Here is a 15,699-nt window from a genome sequence, read left to right as displayed (position 1 = left end):
CACTCACGGCGCGCACCCGGGGCGGTGGCCTGCCGCCACGCGCCCCGGGAATCTGCTGCCGGACGGGTCAACGCCACTGCAGGTAGTTGTTGACGACCGGGGCCGTGATCCGGGTGACGATGTTGTTGGTGGCTCCGGGCCCGGCCCCGTACGGGCCACTCGCGAGGATTCCCAGCACCGTCGGGACCGGACACACGCAGGGCGGTGGCGGCGGGCACGGGCACGGGATCACCAGCGGCGGCCGCGTCGGGCACCAGTCGTCCGGGTCGGGCGTGTAGAAGACGGGGCTGCCGTTCTGCCCGCCGACGAAGGGATGCCGGACGTAGAAGAAGCTCGTGCTCTCGGCCCGGACGACGTCCTTGCTGGCCCACTGTCCGGGCCGGTCGAGCGGGTATCCCTGGGTCGTCGTGCAGGACCCGGTCACCGGGTGGCTCGGGTAACCGAGGCCGAGCCAGCCGGTCCTGGCGCCGATCGTGCAGTTGAGCTGCACCGCCCCGTAGTTGTAGGCCGGGTCGGCGGGGGTGGGGGCGTAGATCGAGCCGGTCCAGCCCGAGGGGGCGAAGAGCCGGACCGCCGCGCACGATCCGAAGGGTGCCGTCGTGCCGTCGTGCCCCGGGTACGCGACGACGTTGGTGCGCCAAGTGCCGTTGGAGCCGCCGGAGTGCACGCAGTGGCCGGCGGTCGCGACCGTACGCTCGCTGATCATGAAGCCGGTGCACTGGCCGCCGGTGAACGTCAGCCGGACGGTGGCGCTGGCGGGATATGCGGTGGTCGGCGTGACCGGCACCCGGGTGTCGGGACCGAAGATCGCGTTGATGCCGGGGGTGGGAGTCGCGCCGGCCGCGGCGCCGGTCGCCGGGACCGTGGTGCTCGTGACCCGGTGCCCGGACGACGCGGCGTCGCTGACGGTGGGCCGGTCCCCGGCCGGGGCGGCAGCCGCCGGGGCGGCCGGAGGTGCGGCGGTGCCGACGGCTACGGCGGCGAGGGCTACGATCGCCCATCTCTTTTTCAGCATGGCTCTCCTCTGGCCGGGCGGGGCTCTCCCCGCGCTCACGCCTACGCAGACCAGGCTGCGGACACGCCGTGCCGTCCGGCCGGTTCCCGGACACCGGATCATCCCGGCCGGACACCGACCGGCGTCCTCGCCGGCTCGCTACGCCGCAAGGCGCGCGGTCACCCGTCCGGACACGGTCCGTGATCTATCGTGAGTGTCGAGTGCCGGATCGACACGAACTCACCGGGGGTAGGGCATGGGCCTGATCCACATCGAGCTGTTCGCAACCCTCGACCTCGTCGGGCAGGCGCCCGGCGGTCCCGAGGAGGACCCGGCGGGGTTCCCGTTCGGCGGCTGGCAGGCGCCCCTGCTGGACGCGGTCTCCGGGGCGCAGGTCGCTGCCGCCTACGAGGGCACCGACGCCCTCCTGCTCGGCCGGCGGACGTACGACATCTTCGCCGCCCACTGGCCGCACCAGGAGGGCGGCGAGGACAACGAGATCGCCACGCTCTTCAACCGCGTCCCGAAGTACGTGGCCTCCCGGGGCAGGCCCGACCTCTCGTGGGCCGGCTCCACCCAGCTCGGCCCGGATCTGGTCGGCGCGGTGCGCGAGGTCCGTGACCGGCACGAGCACGTGAAGGTCGTCGGGAGCCTGAACCTGGTGCAGACCCTCCTGCGCGAGAAGCTGTTCGACCGTCTCGACCTCTGGGTGCACCCGATCGTGCTCGGCGTGGGGAAGAAGGTCTTCGACGGTGGCGCGGTGCCGACGAACGTCACCCTTCTCGAACCGCCGGTGGCCAACCCGCGCGGCACCGTCTACCTGCGCTACGGCCTCGCCGACGGCACGCCCGCAACGGGGGACATGAGCGCACCCGATCGCGGTGCCGGACGCGACGACTGAAACCCCCAGGCGGGCGCGGGCCAGGCAGGTCCGTGCCTGCCGCCTTCCGGACCCGAGCCCGACCACGACACCCAGGCGGAGAGATGGCCAAGCTGATCAACACCGACATCGTGTCCCTCGACGGGTTCATCAACGACGAGAACGGCAAGTTCGGCTGGAGCGAGCCGGTCGAAGAGGTGCACCGCTTCCTCAACGACCTGGACCGCGGCATCGGCACCCATCTCTACGGCCGCCGGCTCTACGATGTGATGTCCTACTGGGAGACCGCTCACGAGGAGCCCGGGCACCCCGACTACATCCTCGACTACAGCGAGATCTGGCGATCCGCCGACAAGATCGTGTATTCGTCCACGCTGGAGGAGCCGCGCAGCGCCCGCACCCGCATCGAGCGCACGTTCGACCCGGCGGCGGTCCGCGCGCTCAAGGAGTCGGCCACGCGCGACCTGGCGATCGGCGGCGCCAACCTGGCCGCCCAGGCACACCGGGCCGGCCTGGTCGACGAGATCTGCCTCGTCATCTGCCCGGTGCTCGTCGGCGGCGGCACGCGCGCCCTGCCCGACGGCGTCCGGCGTAGCCTGACCCTGCTCGACCAGCACACCTTCTCGCAGGGCACGATCTTCGCGCGTTACCGCGTGGACCGCTGACCCGACGTCACCGCCAGGAGCCGCCCTTCCCGGCCGCCGCACCGACCGGCCTGGGCCGAGCGCCGCCGGTGACCAGGGGCTCGCGGCCCGGCAAGACCACCCCTACGACGCGCCTAGGCCGCCGACGCGGCCCGCGGGTCGTTCGGCCGGGTGCGCTGCGCCAATCCGGGCGCCGACAGGTCGGCGCGGCCCTGGCCGCCGGCCGGCCGTGCCGCGTACGGCGACGGTTGCCCTGAGTCGGTCCGGGCCATGCGTAGTGCGCGCTGGGCGTTGTTCCAGGCCGGGCACGGCCAGGCCTGGCCCGCGCAGAGCAGGTTGCGGCAACCGCCGTCCCCGTCCGGCTCGTGGGCGTCGGCCACGTCCAGGGCGAGCTTCCACAGCAGCGGGTCGGTCACCTCGGCGGGACGGTCTGCCTGACGGTCGGACCGGGCGGTGGTGTCGGACACGAGTTGATTCCCCCTTGAGCGCAGGTGCGATCTGCAACCTTCTCCAGTTTCCACCCCGGCGAAACCTCGGCACCCCTTCCAGGCTGCGCAACAGGGCGCCGGACGGCTCCCGGGCGGGGGCAGGGTGGCCCAGATCACCGGGCGGCCGACCCGCACGAGGCGATCACGGCGGCACCCGCGGCGGGATCGGGCCCGTCACTCGGAGTGCTGTGGGGCTCGCGAGGGCCGGTGCCGGCGCATCCGCAGCGCCGCGACCGCGGCGACGATCAGCAGGACCGCGAGGGCCGGCCCACCCACGATGAGCATGAGCCCCGCTCCGATGTTGGCGCCGATCCCGCCGGCGGTCAGCACCCGCCAGGCGAGGCCGAGGAGGGCGCCGGCCGCGACGAGCGGCGCCAGCACCCACCACCACCGGCGGTCGAGACTGCGGCGTGCGGTGACCCGGAGCAGCCAGGCGAGCGCGAGGACGACGCCGACGCACGCCAACACGCCGACGATGCGGTCTCCCGCCGGGCCGAGGCTCACCGGCCGGATCGCGTAGTCCAACTCGACGCCCTCGGCGGCGAGTCGCCGGGCCTCGTCGCCGGTCAGGTCGCCGATGAGCCACCAGGCCGCCACCGGGGTGCAGAGAAGCAGGATGAGTGCGGTGATCGGAAACGTCGGTCGGTGCTGCGTCGTCATGCCTGTCGCCTTCTCCCGGTGATCTTGTCCATGTTGCCCGGGCAAGTATGTGGGTGCTTCCCGGGCGGGGCGTGAGCACTCCTACTCAGTGCTGGTCGTACGTCGGCCGCGGGCGCGAACGACGCATCGACGGGCATTGACATGGGAGTTTGTCTGCACTGAGGATGGCCTCAGCTCGTGGTGCGCGACCGACGGGCGGAGCCGCACCCGGGCGGCCCCACTGCCATCCCGCTCCGGCCGCCCTGCCGACACCAGAAGGGCGGACCCATGCGTGATCCCCTGGCCCCCCGGTGGCGCCGCCGCCAACGCCGAGGCCGGGACGCTCGTGCAGGCGTACACCCATCGGGGCAGCCTGGGCGGCGGCGTGGTCGCGCCGGCCGCGTGGACCCCGCTCAGCGACGGCCTGAGCGCGCCGGCGAGCGTCTCCCGCGACCCGCATCCGGTGTACGCCATCCGCATCGGCAAGCACCGGGACGGCTCGAAGCTCGGCGTGCTCGCGTACGCCCAGGAACACGCCCGCGAGTGGGTGCCGCCGCTGGTGACCGTCGAGACCGCCGAGCGGCTGCTGCGCAACTACGCCCACGACGGGCAGACCCGGCAGCTGCTGGACAACCTCGACATCTGGATCGCCCCCTCCGTCAACCCCGACGGCGGCCACTACTCCTTCTACGACTTCAACTCCCAGCGCAAGAACATGACCAACCACTGCCCGACGACCGGGGCGGCCGACTTCCTGGCCCGCAACTCCTGGGGCGTGGACAACAACCGCAACTACACCGAGTACAGCCTCTTCGACGGCTACTCGGGGGCGTCGGCGAGCTGCACCAGCGGCACGTACGCGGGCCCGGGCGAACTCTCCGAGCCGGAGAACCGCAACCTCGACTGGCTGGCCTCCCGCCCCAACATCCGGTTCTCGATGAACCTGCACTCCTCGGGCAACTACTTCATGTGGTCGCCGGGGGCGTACGCGCTGCCCGGGCGCGTCTCCGCGCCCCGCCCGACGCTCGCCCAGGAGTCGGCCTTTGGGGTGCCTCGGCGCGGATCCTGGCCGCCATCAAGCGGCACCGCAACATGGCGGTCACCCCGGCACGCACCGGCCCAATCTCCGACGTGCTCTACTCGGCGGCCGGCAACTCCGGGGACATGCTCTGGTACAAGTACGGCATCTACGCCTGGAACTTCGAGGTCGGCACCTCCTTCCAGCCCGAGTGGGACGAGGCGCACGCCGAGACGCTGGAGTTCGCCAACGGCCTGGTCGAGCTGATGCGGGTGGCCCGCGACTTCGCCAAGGACCGGACCCGGCCACGCAGCACGCTCGCGGTCGCGCCCAGCGCGACGCCCGGCATGGTGGACGTGACCTTCTCCACCAGCGAGCCGTCCGCCGTCTTCTACACCCTCGACCGGGCCGCCCCCACGTACGCGTCGACGCTGTACGGCTCGGCGGGCATCCGGGAGGGCGGGGAGACGCTCACCGTCCCGGCGGGAACGCGGATCCACTGGTTCTCGGTGGACTCGGCGGGCAACGTCGAGAACGACTACCGCCCCGACGGCGACGGCCGCAACTACCGCAAGGGCACCGCCGTCCTGCGGGCGCGCTGACCGGGCGCGTGGGGGGTCGACCCGCACACCCCCTGCCCGCCGGGCTGGGGCCGGGGAAACGACGCGATCAGCGACCGGGCAGTGTGCCCAGCAGGACCGCCCGGGAGCTTCGGTGTGCCAGATCCTCCGCCACGTTGCCCAGCAGCTTCTCGTCGAGCCCGTGCCCTCGTCTCCCGATCACCACCAGGTCCACGTCCCGCGCGTCGGCGACCGCCAGGAGAGCGTCGGCCGGGTGACCGACGACGACCTCCGTACTGGGGGCGGGCAGTTCGTCAGGCAGGACGCGCGCGGCCTCGTCCAGCATCCGCCGGGCCCGCCGGTGCTCCTCGTCCGCCTCGATGTCGACCACGTCCGGGTCGGTCACGGTGACCAGCACCAGCTCGCTGGTGGTTCCGCTCAGCGCGTGGGCGACGGCGCGCAGCGCCCGGTCGGAGTCGGGCGAACCGTCCAGACCGACCAGCACGCGCAGGCCGGGCCCGGTCGACGCCGGTGCCCGGGACCGGACGTCGATGCGGTGTGGCTCGGCCCGACCGCGCTCCGCGGCGATCGGAATGAACAGCGGACCGAGCAGCCCTCCGACGAGATACCAGAGCAGGTTGCGGTGCCCGCCGCGGGTGACGAAGACGGCCGCGGTGACCAGTCCGGCCACCAGCCAGGCCACGATCGCCAACAGGGCCAGTCCCAGTTCAGCCACGGCGTCCTCCCGGCGGGGTCGGTACGGGCGGGCAGCATGACTACCCCCGGTGGCCGTGGGTAGGCCACCGCGTCCGAACAGGGACGGGTCGCCGACCTCGCCGTCAGCACTCGCCGGTCGGATCGCCGGTCCGGTGCTCGCGTACGGTGATGAGGCGCGCGGGACGGGTTCGGCGAGCCACAGCCGGGTACCAGTGCACCCGGCGTCGTCGTCGGACGGGACGGCGGAGACCGCTGGTTCCGGTGCGCACGGGGGTGCGGTCGGCGATGGACGCCCCGTCCCCAGCCGACGAGGAGACCCCGTGACCGACGCCGGCCGGCGCCGCGGCAGCCTGTTCGCCCGACGTTCGTGGGCGGAGACCGGCCGAATCTCCGCCGTCCTGCGCCGGGAGACGGTGGGTGGGGTTCTTCTGCTCGTCGGGGCGCTGTTGGCACTGTCGTGGTCGAACTCGCCCTGGAGCGAGCACTACCGGACACTGCGGGACGTCCGTGTCGGTCCGGCCCTCCTGCACCTCGACCTCAGCCTGGCCACGTGGGCGGCCGACGGCCTGCTGGCCGTCTTCTTCTTCGTCGCCGGGCTCGAACTCAAACGTGAGTTCGTCGCGGGCGACCTGCGGGATCCGCGGCGCGCCTCGGTGCCGGTGGCGGCGGCCTGCGGCGGAGTGCTGGTGCCGGCCCTGCTCTACCACCTGATCGCCGGTGGCGCCGCGCCGAAGGGCTGGGCGATCCCGACGGCGACCGACATCGCCTTCGCCCTGGCGGTGCTCGCCGTGGTCGGTCGGTCCCTGCCTCCGGCGCTGCGGACCTTCCTGCTCACCCTCGCGGTCGTCGACGACCTGATCGCCATCGTGATCATCGCCGTCTTCTACACCACCGGCCTGTCGGTCGTGCCGCTGCTCGGTGCCCTGGCCCCCCTGGTGATCTTCGGCCTGCTGGTGCAGCGCCGGATCCGGTCCTGGTGGCTGCTGCTCCCACTCGCGACCCTGACCTGGGTGCTGGTGCACGAGTCCGGAGTGCACGCGACCGTGGCGGGGGTTCTGCTGGCCTTCACCGTCCCGGCCGTCGGCAGCCGCACGGCCGGGGGACCGGGCACCGGGCCGGGTCTGGCCGAGCACTTCGAGCGTCGGTTCCGGCCGATCTCCGCCGGCGTCGCGGTGCCGATCTTCGCGTTCTTCTCCGCGGGGGTCGCGGTGGGCGGCCTGACCGGCCTGGGCGACGCGCTCACCGATCGGGTGGCGATCGGCATCGTCGTCGGCCTGGTCCTCGGCAAACCCGTCGGCATCATGGGCGCCACCTGGCTGGTGTCCCGGTTCACCCGCGCCAACCCCGACGAGGGCCTCAACTGGCTCGACGTACTTGGTCTGGCGCTGCTCGGCGGCATCGGCTTCACCGTCTCCCTGCTCGTCGGCGAGTTGGCCTTCGGCCTGGGCAGCGAGCGCGACGACCACGTCAAGGTCGCCGTGCTCACCGGCTCCCTGGTCTCGGCTCTGTTGGCCTCCGTGATTCTGCGCGCCCGTAGCCGGCTGTACCGGCGGGTGCGCGAGGCGGAGGCCGTCGACCGCGACCGGGACGGCGTGCCGGACGTGTACGACGCGCACCCCGACCGGCCTGACGTGCACTGAACACCCGCGTCGGGCCGAGCACCGTGGCGGACGCCGCGACGAAGCCGACGCCGGTGGACGCCACGCCCGCTCAGTCCGGCAGCAGCGGCATCTCCAGGCCGGGGTTACGGCCGAGCAGCACCGCCCGGGTGAGCGCCCCCGACCCGAACCGGTCGCGCACCGCGTCCACGGCCGCGTCCAGGTCCGCCCCCGGGTCGCGCTCGAACGGCAGCGGCGGCTGGACGGGGGAGTCGTCGAGGTTCCCGACCGACACGCCGAGCAGGGTCACGCCCCGCCGCTCGATCTCGGGCAGCGCGGCCCGCAGCAGCGTGCGCGCCGCGCCGAGCAGCGGGACCGTGTCGGCGGTCGCCTTGGCCACCGTGCGCGAGCGCGTCGCGCGCGTGTAGTCGCCGAAGCGCAGGCGTACCGTCACCGTCCGGCCGGCCCGCGCCGCCGCGCGCATCCGCCGGCTCACCCGGTCGACCAGGCCGGCGAGGACCGCCTCCAGCTCGGCGGGGGAGTGCGGGACCGCGCCGAGGGCGTGCTGCGCGCCCATCGAGGAGCGCCGGCGGCCGACCTGCACCGGCCGGGGGTCGCGGTTGTGCGCGAGGGCGTGCAGGTGCCGGCCGACGCCCGCGCCGAGCAACGAGACCAGCGTCGCCTCGCCGAGGCGGGCGACCTGTCCGACCGTACGGATGCCTCGCTCGCGCAGCTTCGTGGCGGTCACCGGCCCCACGCCCCACAGCCGCTCCACCGGCAGCGGGTGCAGGAACGCCACCTCCCCGTCGGGCGGGACGACCAGCAGGCCGTCGGGCTTGGCGACGCCGCTGGCGACCTTGGCGAGGAACTTCGTGCGGGCCACCCCCACGGTGATCGGCAGGCCGACCCCCTCAGATACGTCCCGGCGCAGGCGGGTCGCGATGTCGGCGGGCGGGCCGACGAGCCGGCGCAGACCGCCCACGTCGAGGAACGCCTCGTCGATGGAGAGCCCCTCGACGATCGGGGTGGTGCGCCGGAAGATCTCGAACACCGCGCGGCTCGCCGCCGTGTAGGCCGCCATCCTCGGCGGCACGACGATCGCCTCCGGGCAGAGCCGCCGGGCCTGCCGGCCGCCCATGGCGCTGCGGACGCCGCGGGCCTTCGCCTCGTAGCTGCACGCGAGGACGACGCCGCCGCCGACGATGACCGGCCGGCCGCGCAGGCGCGGATCGTCGCGCTGCTCGACCGACGCGTAGAACGCGTCCAGGTCGGCGTGCAGGATGCTGGCCTCGCGCGACACGAACACATGTTCGCATGGAACCCCGCTGCAGCGGTACTGACCTGCCCGAACGCGCCGCCTCCTACAGTTCGTCGAAGGGGCGGGCGTAGGCGAACCCGCCCCGGATCGACGGCCGCCGGGCGCTCAGCGGACGGGCCATGAAGTAGCGCGGTTCCCACGGCTGCGGCGGGGTGACGCCGAGGTCGACCGCCGGGCGGAACCCGAAGCGCGGGTAGTAGTCGGGATGCCCGAGCAGCACCACCAGCGCCTCCCCGAGCGCGTCGGCCGCGCCGAGCACCGCGTGCATCAGCGCGGAGCCGACGCCGTGCCGCTGCCAGGCCGGCAGCACGCCGAGCGGGCCCAATCCCAGCGCGACCGGCTCGCCGGCGACCCGGCCCCGGGTGCACACGACGTGCCCGACCACCTGCCCGGCGTCGTCGGCCGCGACGAGGGAGAGGGCCGGCAGCCATCCGTCGTCGGCCCGCAGGGCGTCCACCAGCCCGCCTCGACAGGTACGGCTTCCGGCTTCCCGGGGTCGGCGAAGGCGGCCAGGTGCACCGCCCGGATCGCGTCGACGTCGGCGGGGGTCTCGCGTCTGATCAGCACGGCGCCACGTTAGGTGCGGTCGGGTCCCGGGGGCACGCCATTATCGGCGTCGCCGTGCCGGCGGGCTGCGCCGTGTCCGCGCAGTCCGTGCGGGCCAGTTCGCCGCTGGCGAAGCCGGTGTCGCGGGTGCGTATTCGTGTTTCGGGGACGCGGAGCGCCCGTCGTACCACCGAGGCGACCTCGACGGGCGGGGCCGCCGCCCGTCGAGGCCGTCCGCGGGTGCGCTCGTGTCTGCCGGTCTCACCGCGGGGTTGCTCCGGGTGACGTCGTGACGCGCCGGAGCACGTCCGCCCGCAGCCGCCGGAGCTCACCGAGCTGTTCCTGTCGGGACGCGTCCAGGATCGCGGCCTCCGCGCGCCCCTGTGCCGCGCGGACGACGTCGGCGATGCCGACCTCGTCCTGGCAGCCGGCGTCGGCCGTGGCGGTGGCGAGTTCCTGCCTGACGACCGGCATCAGGTCGGCGCGGTCCTCGGCCGCCTTGTTGAAGGCCGCCTCGATCCGGCCGCGCGCCTCGTCGAACGTCCGGGACGGTCGCCCCGCCCGCGTCATGCATTGCGACCAGGCGGACTGGGCGCCGAGGAACTCCGCGTCCTGGTTCACCGTCTCGACCACCCGGTTGGCCAGCACCTGGAACGTGTCGTACAACCGTTGCCAGTCGTCGCCGTACAGCGCGGCGGTGGCCTGATGGGTGCACCCGTCGCTGTTGTAGAAGATCTCGTGGTCCTCCGGGAGCCGGATGGTCACCCGGTGCGATTCGGTGCCGAGCAGCGCCGCGTCCCAGTCGGGCGACGACGCAGGCCGCGGGGACGGCCGGTTCCGGGCCTTCGCCTCCTCCGCCAGGGAACTGGTGATCCGGTATCCGTCCGTCCCGGCCTGTTCCCTGCCGAGCAGCCCGTAGGGATTGATGTCGCGCAGCCGCGCCGCAGGGGAGAGGGGGACGCGCCGGTACGCGAATCCCCTGTCCCTCATGCACTGCGTGACGAGTCTTTCGTGCGCGTCGTGCAGGGCTGAGCCTTCTGCGCTGGTGAAGTACGTCGTACCGCCCAGTGGCCGGGGTAACTCCACCGTGGTGGTGGTGCGGCCGGGTGCGGCAGCGCACCCGACCACCCCCAGCAGGACGGGAAGCAGAACCACCCGCGCCCATCGCTGCGGATTCATCTCACGGCGCTCAGTAGAGGCACCACCTGTTCGAGCCGACGTGGTGGTACAGGTTGCTGCCCAGACGCCGCCACCCGGTGCCCCGGTTCAGGTTGTAGGCGGGCGCCCGGTATCCGGTGTTGTAGTAGACGGTGACGTTGCAGGACCTGCCGTTGTTGTAGAGCGAGGCGGCGTTGGCGAACTTCGTGTACTGCAGCAGGTTGGTGTTGTCGTCGTAGACCGGGCCGGGCGCGCCGCCCCAGTCGTACTGGGTGTACGCACACAGCGCGCCGCTGGGGCAGGGATCCGCGCTGGCGGGTGTGGCCGTGAGTGTGGTGCCGAACACGGCGGCTGCCGCGAGCACGGCGAGCGAGGAGCCGACGCGTACGGCCCGTCGTGCCGATCCTTCGGTCCTTTGTGGCATGGGTCACTCCTTTTCGGAATCGCACCGAGGCCGCCTGCCGATCGGGTGTGGGCCCGCCCGGTGCCTTCTGCCCTGGTCGGCGTCGGTGCTGGCTACTGACCACTCGATGATGCGGCGGGGTCCTGGGCGCCAGGCTTGGTGCGTTCTTGGCGCGGCCTGTGTTGTCATAGAGCCTGGTGGATGCTTTGTCGACGGGGGCGTTGATGGACATTCGGCTGCTCGGGCCGGTGGAGGTCTGGGCCGGCACGCACGAGCTGGACACCGGGCCACCACAGCGACGCGTCACCCTCGCTGCCCTGGCGCTGGACGCGGGCCGTCCGGTGCTGACCGAGACCCTGATCGAGCGCATCTGGGGAGAGCGGTCGCCCGCCCAGCCGCGCGCGGCGGTCCACGCCCACATCGCCATGATCCGTCGCCTGCTCGAGGCCGCCCACGCCGCCGATGCGGAACAACCGCCGGTGACCCTGGTGCACCGCGGCAACGGCTACGTGCTGCGGGCGGACCCGCAACAGGTGGACGTGCTGCGATTCCGCTCCCTGGTCGGCGCGGCCCGGCGTCGCCCGGACGGCGAGCGGGCCGCGCTGCTCGGGGAGGCCCTGGAGCTGTGGCGGGGCCCGGCCCTGGCGGACCTCGCCGGCGAGTGGCCGGCGCGGATGCGGGACGGTTGGGGACTCGAACGACTGGACGCCGCGGTGGACTGGGCCCGGGCCGCCCTCAGACTGGGCCACCACGCCCCGACGATCAGCCGGGTGCGTGCCCTGCTGGACGACTATCCGGTCGCCGAACCGTTGGCGGCGGTGCTGATGCAGGCGCTCGCGAGGGCCGGCCGCCTGTCCGAGGTGTTCGACTGCTACGCGACGTTGCGGCAGCGGCTGGCCGAACAGTTCGGCGTCGACCCCGGCCCCGAACTGCAGCAGCTGTACCAGGCGGCCCTGCGCGGTGACCTCGACGAGGCGACCGCGCACCGCGCCCCCGGCCAGGCGACTCCGACTGGCGCAGCCGACCAGGCGGCGCTCCCGACCGCACCGCGGGAACGAGCGGTGCCCGCCCAACTGCCGGCCGACGTGCGCGGCTTCAGCGGACGGGGCGACGAGATCGACCAACTCGACCGGATCCTGGACGCGGCCGAGCAGCAGGTGACCTCCGTCGTCGTCGCCATCTCCGGCACCGCGGGGGTCGGCAAGACCGCGCTGGCCGTACGGTGGGCGCACCGCGTCGCCGACCGGTTCCCCGACGGCCAGCTCTTCGTGAACCTGCGGGGATTCGCTCCGGGCGGGCTGCTGGGGCCGGCCGAGGCGGTCCGTGGATTTCTCGACGCCCTCGGCGTGCCGCCCGACCGGATCCCGGCGGACCTACACGCCCAGGCCGCCCTCTACCGCACCCTGCTGACGCAGAAACGGGTCCTCATCGTACTGGACAACGCCCGCGACGCCGACCACGTACGGCCCCTGCTGCCCGGCAACGCGACCGCCATGGTCGTGGTCACCAGCCGTCGACAGCTCACCGGCCTGGTGGCCACCGACGGCGCCCACCCACTCACCGTCGAGCTGTTGTCCACCACGGACGCCACCCGGCTGCTCACCCGACGACTCGGACCGGACCGGATCGCGGCTGAGCCCGACGCCGTCCAGCGGGTCATCGACGCCTGCGCGCGGTTGCCGCTCGCCCTGGCCGTCGCCGCCGCCCGCGCCGACGAGACCGGCTTCCCGCTCGGGGTCATCGCCGACGAACTCGAGCAGGCCGACCAACGGCTGGACGTCCTCGACACGGGTGACCCGGCGAGCCGGGTCCGGGCCGTCTTCTCCTGGTCGTACAAGGCACTTCCGTCATCGGCGGCCCGGCTCTTCCGGCTGCTCGGGGTGCACCCCGGTCCAGACGTCTCCGCGTCCGCCGCAGCCAGCCTCGCCGCCATCGCCGCACCGCGGGCGCGGACCGTGCTGGCCGACCTGACCCGTGCGCACATGGTCGCCGAACACTCCCCGGGCCGGTACGCCCTGCACGACCTGCTGCGCGTCTACGCGTCCGAACAGGCGCACGCCGAGGAGTCGGACACCGAACGGAGCGCGGCGCAGCACCGGATGCTCGACCACTACCTGCACACCGCCCACGCCATGGACCAGGCGCTGGATCCGCACCGGGACCGCGTCGTCCTCGACCCCTGCCGGCCAGGGGTGACGGTCGACGCCCCCGCGGACTCCGCCCGCGCACTCGCCTGGTTCGAGGCGGAGCGACCCGCGATACTCGCCGCCCTCCGGCACGCCGTGGAAACTGCGGCGCACGGCCGTGCCTGGTCGATGGCGTGGGCCCTGGCGACGTTCTTCGACCGCCAGGGGCACTGGCACGACCTGGTCGCGACCCAGCGCGCCGCCCTGCAGGCCGCACGTCGCCTGCCCGACGGGTCACGGCAGGAGGCGTACGCGCACCGCTACCTGGGCAGGGCGTTCACCCGACTCGGCGACTACGGCCAGGCGGAACGTCACCTCCGAGGCGCCCTCAGCGTGTACGCGGACCTCGACGACGCGGTGGGCCAGGCCCACACCCACCGTGGGCTGAGCTGGGCGGCCGAGGGAGCGGGACGGCTCTCCGACGCGTTGCGCGACTCCGAACGCGCGCTCGAGTTGTTCCGGGCCGCCGAGCACCGGGCCGGGCAGGCGGACAGCCTCAACGCCGTCGGCTGGTACCGGGGGCTGCTCGGCGACCATCAGGGCACGCTGAGCTGTTGCGGCAAGGCCCTCGCGCTGCTTCGCGAACTCGACGACCGGTACAGCCAGGCGGCCACCCTGGACAGCCTCGGTTACGCCCACCACCACCTCGGGTGCTTCGCCCGGGCCGCGGACTGCTACCAGGCGGCCGTCGACCTGCTGAGGGAGGCCGGCGACCGGCACCACGAGGCCGAGGTGCTCGTCCACCTGGGCGACAGCCACCTCGCCGGCGGTGCGGCCACCGCCGCCCGTACGGCCTGGCGGGCGGCGCTTCAGATCCTTCTCGACCTCGGGCACCCCGGCGCCGACGACGTGCGCGCCAAGCTGCGACTCCTGCTCGACAACACCGAGGCGGGGGTGCCCGAGCGTCGCCCGGCGCCGGCCGGAGGTCAGGACATCGCGGTCGCCGAGGGCGGGGCGGTGCCGCCCTGCGGGGCCTCCGCCGTCATCAACCGCACGATCTCCGCCCGGTCGGCGGCGGACGGCAGGCCCCACTCGGGGCGGTAGCCGTACACCTCGTGCAGGGGGTGCGAGGCGGTCCGGCCGTCGAGGACCTCGATGGCGTCGGTGTCGATGAGGCCCGGGTGCTCGACGCCGCACGCCTCGGCGACCTTGACCAGGTCCCGGCGCAGCGTGCGGATGTAGTTGGCGGCGCGCACCGACTTGGAGCCCGGGTCCACACCTCGGGCGAGCCACGGGTTCTGGGTGGCGACGCCGGTGGGGCAGGTGTCGGTGTGGCACTTCTGGGCCTGGATGCAGCCGATGGCCAGCATCGCCTCCCGGCCGACGTTCACCATGTCGCAGCCGAGCGCGAACGCGACCACCGCGTTGTCGGGCAGACCGAGCTTGCCGGCGCCGACGAAGACCACCTGCTCGTGCAGGTCGCGCTCGGCGAAGACCTTGTAGACCCGGGCGAAGCCCTGCTGGAACGGCAGCGACACGGAGTCCGTGAAGATCAGCGGCGCGGCGCCGGTGCCGCCCTCACCGCCGTCGACGGTGACGAAGTCGACGCCACGGCCGGTGTCACGCATCAGGGTGGTCAGCTCCTCCCAGAAGCCGAGGTCACCCACCGCGGACTTGATGCCGACCGGCAGACCGGTCTCGGCGGCGAGCAGCTCCACCCAGTCGAGCAGGCTGTCGCAGTCGGAGAACTCGGCGTGCCGGGACGGGCTGACGCAGTCGCGCCCCTGCGGGATGCCGCGGGTCGCGGCGATCTCGGCGGAGACCTTGGCCGCCGGCAGCAGGCCGCCGAGGCTGGGCTTGGCGCCCTGGCTGAGCTTGATCTCCAGCGCCCGTACCGGCGCGCCGGCGACCAGGTCCCTGAGCCGGTCGAGGCTGAACCGGCCGCGTTCGTCGCGGCAGCCGAAGTACGCGGTGCCGATCTGAAAGACCAGGTCACCGCCCTTGCGGTGGTACGGCGACAGCCCGCCCTCGCCGGTGTTCTGGAGGCAGCCGGCCAGGGCCGCGCCCCGGTTGAGCGCCTCCACGGCGTTGCCGGACAACGAGCCGAAGCTCATCCCGGAGATGTTCACCACCGACTCGGGCCGGAACGCGCGGGCGCGGCCCCGGGCGGCGCCCAGCACCTTGGCGCACGGCAGCCGCACGTCGTGCCCGGCGCCGGGCGTCGACGGCGGGACGGCCCGCCCGAAGGTGCGGTGCTTGATGATCGGATATCCGGGCGTGAACTCGATGTCGTTGTCGGTGCCGAAGCCGAAGTAGTTGTTCTGCTGCTTCGCCGACGCGTACACCCAGCGGCGCTGGTCGCGGGTGAACGGCCGCTCCTCGTTGTTGCCCGCGACGATGTACTGGCGCAGCTCCGGCCCGATGGACTCCAGCAGGTACCGGGCCCGGCCGAGGACCGGGAAGGTACGCAGCAACGCGTGGTCGCGCTGGATCAGGTCACGCGCGGCGAGGGCCGCGACGGCGGCGACGGCGGCGGGTACGGCTCGGCTTGCCCACTTCATGCCCGCCACTCTTTCCGCGATCGCCCCCCGCCAAACGGACCGGCGGCCG

Annotated in this window: 15 protein-coding genes; 6 read left to right on the top strand and 9 right to left on the bottom strand. The window is 73.3% G+C overall.

The window, feature by feature from the left end; all coding sequences use genetic code 11:
- Positions 1-67: 67 nt before the first annotated feature.
- Complete coding sequence (locus CLT72_RS06880) at positions 68-1,015, bottom strand: trypsin-like serine peptidase (RefSeq protein ID WP_250102255.1); 948 nt, start codon at positions 1,013-1,015, stop codon at positions 68-70.
- A gap of 235 nt (positions 1,016-1,250) precedes the next feature.
- Between CLT72_RS06880 and CLT72_RS06875 the strand changes: the two genes are divergently transcribed.
- Both CLT72_RS06875 and CLT72_RS06870 read left to right on the top strand, forming a co-directional pair.
- Positions 1,251-1,895 carry a dihydrofolate reductase family protein gene (locus CLT72_RS06875; protein ID WP_101410086.1) on the top strand — a complete coding sequence of 215 codons (645 nt, stop codon included), beginning with the start codon at positions 1,251-1,253 and terminating at the stop codon, positions 1,893-1,895.
- A gap of 83 nt (positions 1,896-1,978) precedes the next feature.
- On the top strand, positions 1,979-2,539 hold the full coding sequence (locus CLT72_RS06870) for a dihydrofolate reductase family protein (protein WP_101410084.1): 561 nt from the start codon (positions 1,979-1,981) through the stop codon (positions 2,537-2,539).
- 113 nt (positions 2,540-2,652) lie between these two features.
- Here CLT72_RS06870 and CLT72_RS06865 read toward each other — a convergent pair whose 3' ends face one another.
- Together CLT72_RS06865 and CLT72_RS06860 are read right to left on the bottom strand one after the other, a co-directional pair.
- Positions 2,653-2,985 carry a hypothetical protein gene (locus CLT72_RS06865; RefSeq protein ID WP_101410082.1) on the bottom strand — a complete coding sequence of 111 codons (333 nt, stop codon included), beginning with the start codon at positions 2,983-2,985 and terminating at the stop codon, positions 2,653-2,655.
- Positions 2,986-3,180: 195 nt separating this feature from the next.
- Complete coding sequence (locus CLT72_RS06860; protein ID WP_101410080.1) at positions 3,181-3,666, bottom strand: hypothetical protein; 486 nt, start codon at positions 3,664-3,666, stop codon at positions 3,181-3,183.
- Positions 3,667-3,937: 271 nt separating this feature from the next.
- Between CLT72_RS06860 and CLT72_RS06855 the strand changes: the two genes are divergently transcribed.
- Together CLT72_RS06855 and CLT72_RS32550 are read left to right on the top strand one after the other, a co-directional pair.
- Positions 3,938-4,930: a M14 family zinc carboxypeptidase gene (locus CLT72_RS06855; protein WP_486484193.1), complete on the top strand. Its 993-nt coding sequence runs from the start codon at positions 3,938-3,940 to the stop codon at positions 4,928-4,930.
- Positions 4,930-5,265 (top strand): chitobiase/beta-hexosaminidase C-terminal domain-containing protein, encoded by a 336-nt coding sequence (locus CLT72_RS32550; RefSeq protein ID WP_486484366.1) that lies wholly within the window; start codon positions 4,930-4,932, stop codon positions 5,263-5,265. The genes CLT72_RS06855 and CLT72_RS32550 overlap by 1 nt, the downstream gene beginning before the upstream one ends.
- Before the next feature lie 67 nt (positions 5,266-5,332).
- Here CLT72_RS32550 and CLT72_RS06850 read toward each other — a convergent pair whose 3' ends face one another.
- Entirely contained in the window at positions 5,333-5,959 is a 627-nt protein-coding gene (locus CLT72_RS06850) for a universal stress protein (protein WP_158241980.1), read from the bottom strand.
- A gap of 301 nt (positions 5,960-6,260) precedes the next feature.
- Between CLT72_RS06850 and nhaA the strand changes: the two genes are divergently transcribed.
- Complete coding sequence (gene nhaA, locus CLT72_RS06845; protein WP_101410076.1) at positions 6,261-7,580, top strand: Na+/H+ antiporter NhaA; 1,320 nt, start codon at positions 6,261-6,263, stop codon at positions 7,578-7,580.
- A 70-nt stretch (positions 7,581-7,650) separates the two neighbouring features.
- On the opposite strand, the gene dinB is transcribed toward nhaA, so the two are convergent.
- The 4 genes from dinB to CLT72_RS06825 form a co-directional block, all read right to left on the bottom strand.
- Complete coding sequence (dinB, locus tag CLT72_RS06840) at positions 7,651-8,838, bottom strand: DNA polymerase IV (RefSeq protein ID WP_101414994.1); 1,188 nt, start codon at positions 8,836-8,838, stop codon at positions 7,651-7,653.
- Positions 8,839-8,899: 61 nt separating this feature from the next.
- The gene (locus tag CLT72_RS06835) at positions 8,900-9,313 is read right to left on the bottom strand and encodes a GNAT family N-acetyltransferase (protein ID WP_486484192.1); all 414 of its coding nucleotides are present in this window, start codon (positions 9,311-9,313) and stop codon (positions 8,900-8,902) included.
- Positions 9,314-9,663: 350 nt separating this feature from the next.
- A complete protein-coding gene (locus CLT72_RS06830) occupies positions 9,664-10,392 on the bottom strand; it encodes a hypothetical protein (RefSeq protein ID WP_101410074.1) in 729 nt (242 codons plus the stop codon).
- Between the two features lie 199 nt (positions 10,393-10,591).
- The gene (locus tag CLT72_RS06825; protein WP_101410072.1) at positions 10,592-10,984 is read right to left on the bottom strand and encodes a peptidase inhibitor family I36 protein; all 393 of its coding nucleotides are present in this window, start codon (positions 10,982-10,984) and stop codon (positions 10,592-10,594) included.
- Between the two features lie 203 nt (positions 10,985-11,187).
- Between CLT72_RS06825 and CLT72_RS06820 the strand changes: the two genes are divergently transcribed.
- Positions 11,188-14,193: a BTAD domain-containing putative transcriptional regulator gene (locus CLT72_RS06820; protein WP_144082205.1), complete on the top strand. Its 3,006-nt coding sequence runs from the start codon at positions 11,188-11,190 to the stop codon at positions 14,191-14,193.
- Here CLT72_RS06820 and CLT72_RS06815 read toward each other — a convergent pair.
- Positions 14,076-15,650: an FMN-binding glutamate synthase family protein gene (locus CLT72_RS06815; protein WP_101410070.1), complete on the bottom strand. Its 1,575-nt coding sequence runs from the start codon at positions 15,648-15,650 to the stop codon at positions 14,076-14,078. The genes CLT72_RS06820 and CLT72_RS06815 overlap by 118 nt on opposite strands.
- Between the last annotated feature and the right edge of the window lie 49 nt (positions 15,651-15,699).

Source organism: Micromonospora sp. CNZ309, assembly GCF_002846525.1.
The sequence above is the reverse complement of the archived record's forward strand: the minus strand, read 5'-3'. Positions and strand labels throughout refer to the sequence as shown.

Coding starts and splice junctions, on each gene's coding strand:
- CLT72_RS06815 (WP_101410070.1), bottom strand. CDS start 15,650: ATGAAGTGGGCAAGCCGAGCCGTACCCGCCGCCGTCGCCGCCGTCGCG.
- CLT72_RS06870 (WP_101410084.1), top strand. CDS start 1,979: ATGGCCAAGCTGATCAACACCGACATCGTGTCCCTCGACGGGTTCATC.
- CLT72_RS06825 (WP_101410072.1), bottom strand. CDS start 10,984: ATGCCACAAAGGACCGAAGGATCGGCACGACGGGCCGTACGCGTCGGC.
- CLT72_RS06820 (WP_144082205.1), top strand. CDS start 11,188: ATGGACATTCGGCTGCTCGGGCCGGTGGAGGTCTGGGCCGGCACGCAC.
- CLT72_RS06830 (WP_101410074.1), bottom strand. CDS start 10,392: ATGAGGGACAGGGGATTCGCGTACCGGCGCGTCCCCCTCTCCCCTGCG.
- CLT72_RS06860 (WP_101410080.1), bottom strand. CDS start 3,666: ATGACGACGCAGCACCGACCGACGTTTCCGATCACCGCACTCATCCTG.
- CLT72_RS32550 (WP_486484366.1), top strand. CDS start 4,930: ATGCGGGTGGCCCGCGACTTCGCCAAGGACCGGACCCGGCCACGCAGC.
- CLT72_RS06880 (WP_250102255.1), bottom strand. CDS start 1,015: ATGCTGAAAAAGAGATGGGCGATCGTAGCCCTCGCCGCCGTAGCCGTC.
- CLT72_RS06875 (WP_101410086.1), top strand. CDS start 1,251: ATGGGCCTGATCCACATCGAGCTGTTCGCAACCCTCGACCTCGTCGGG.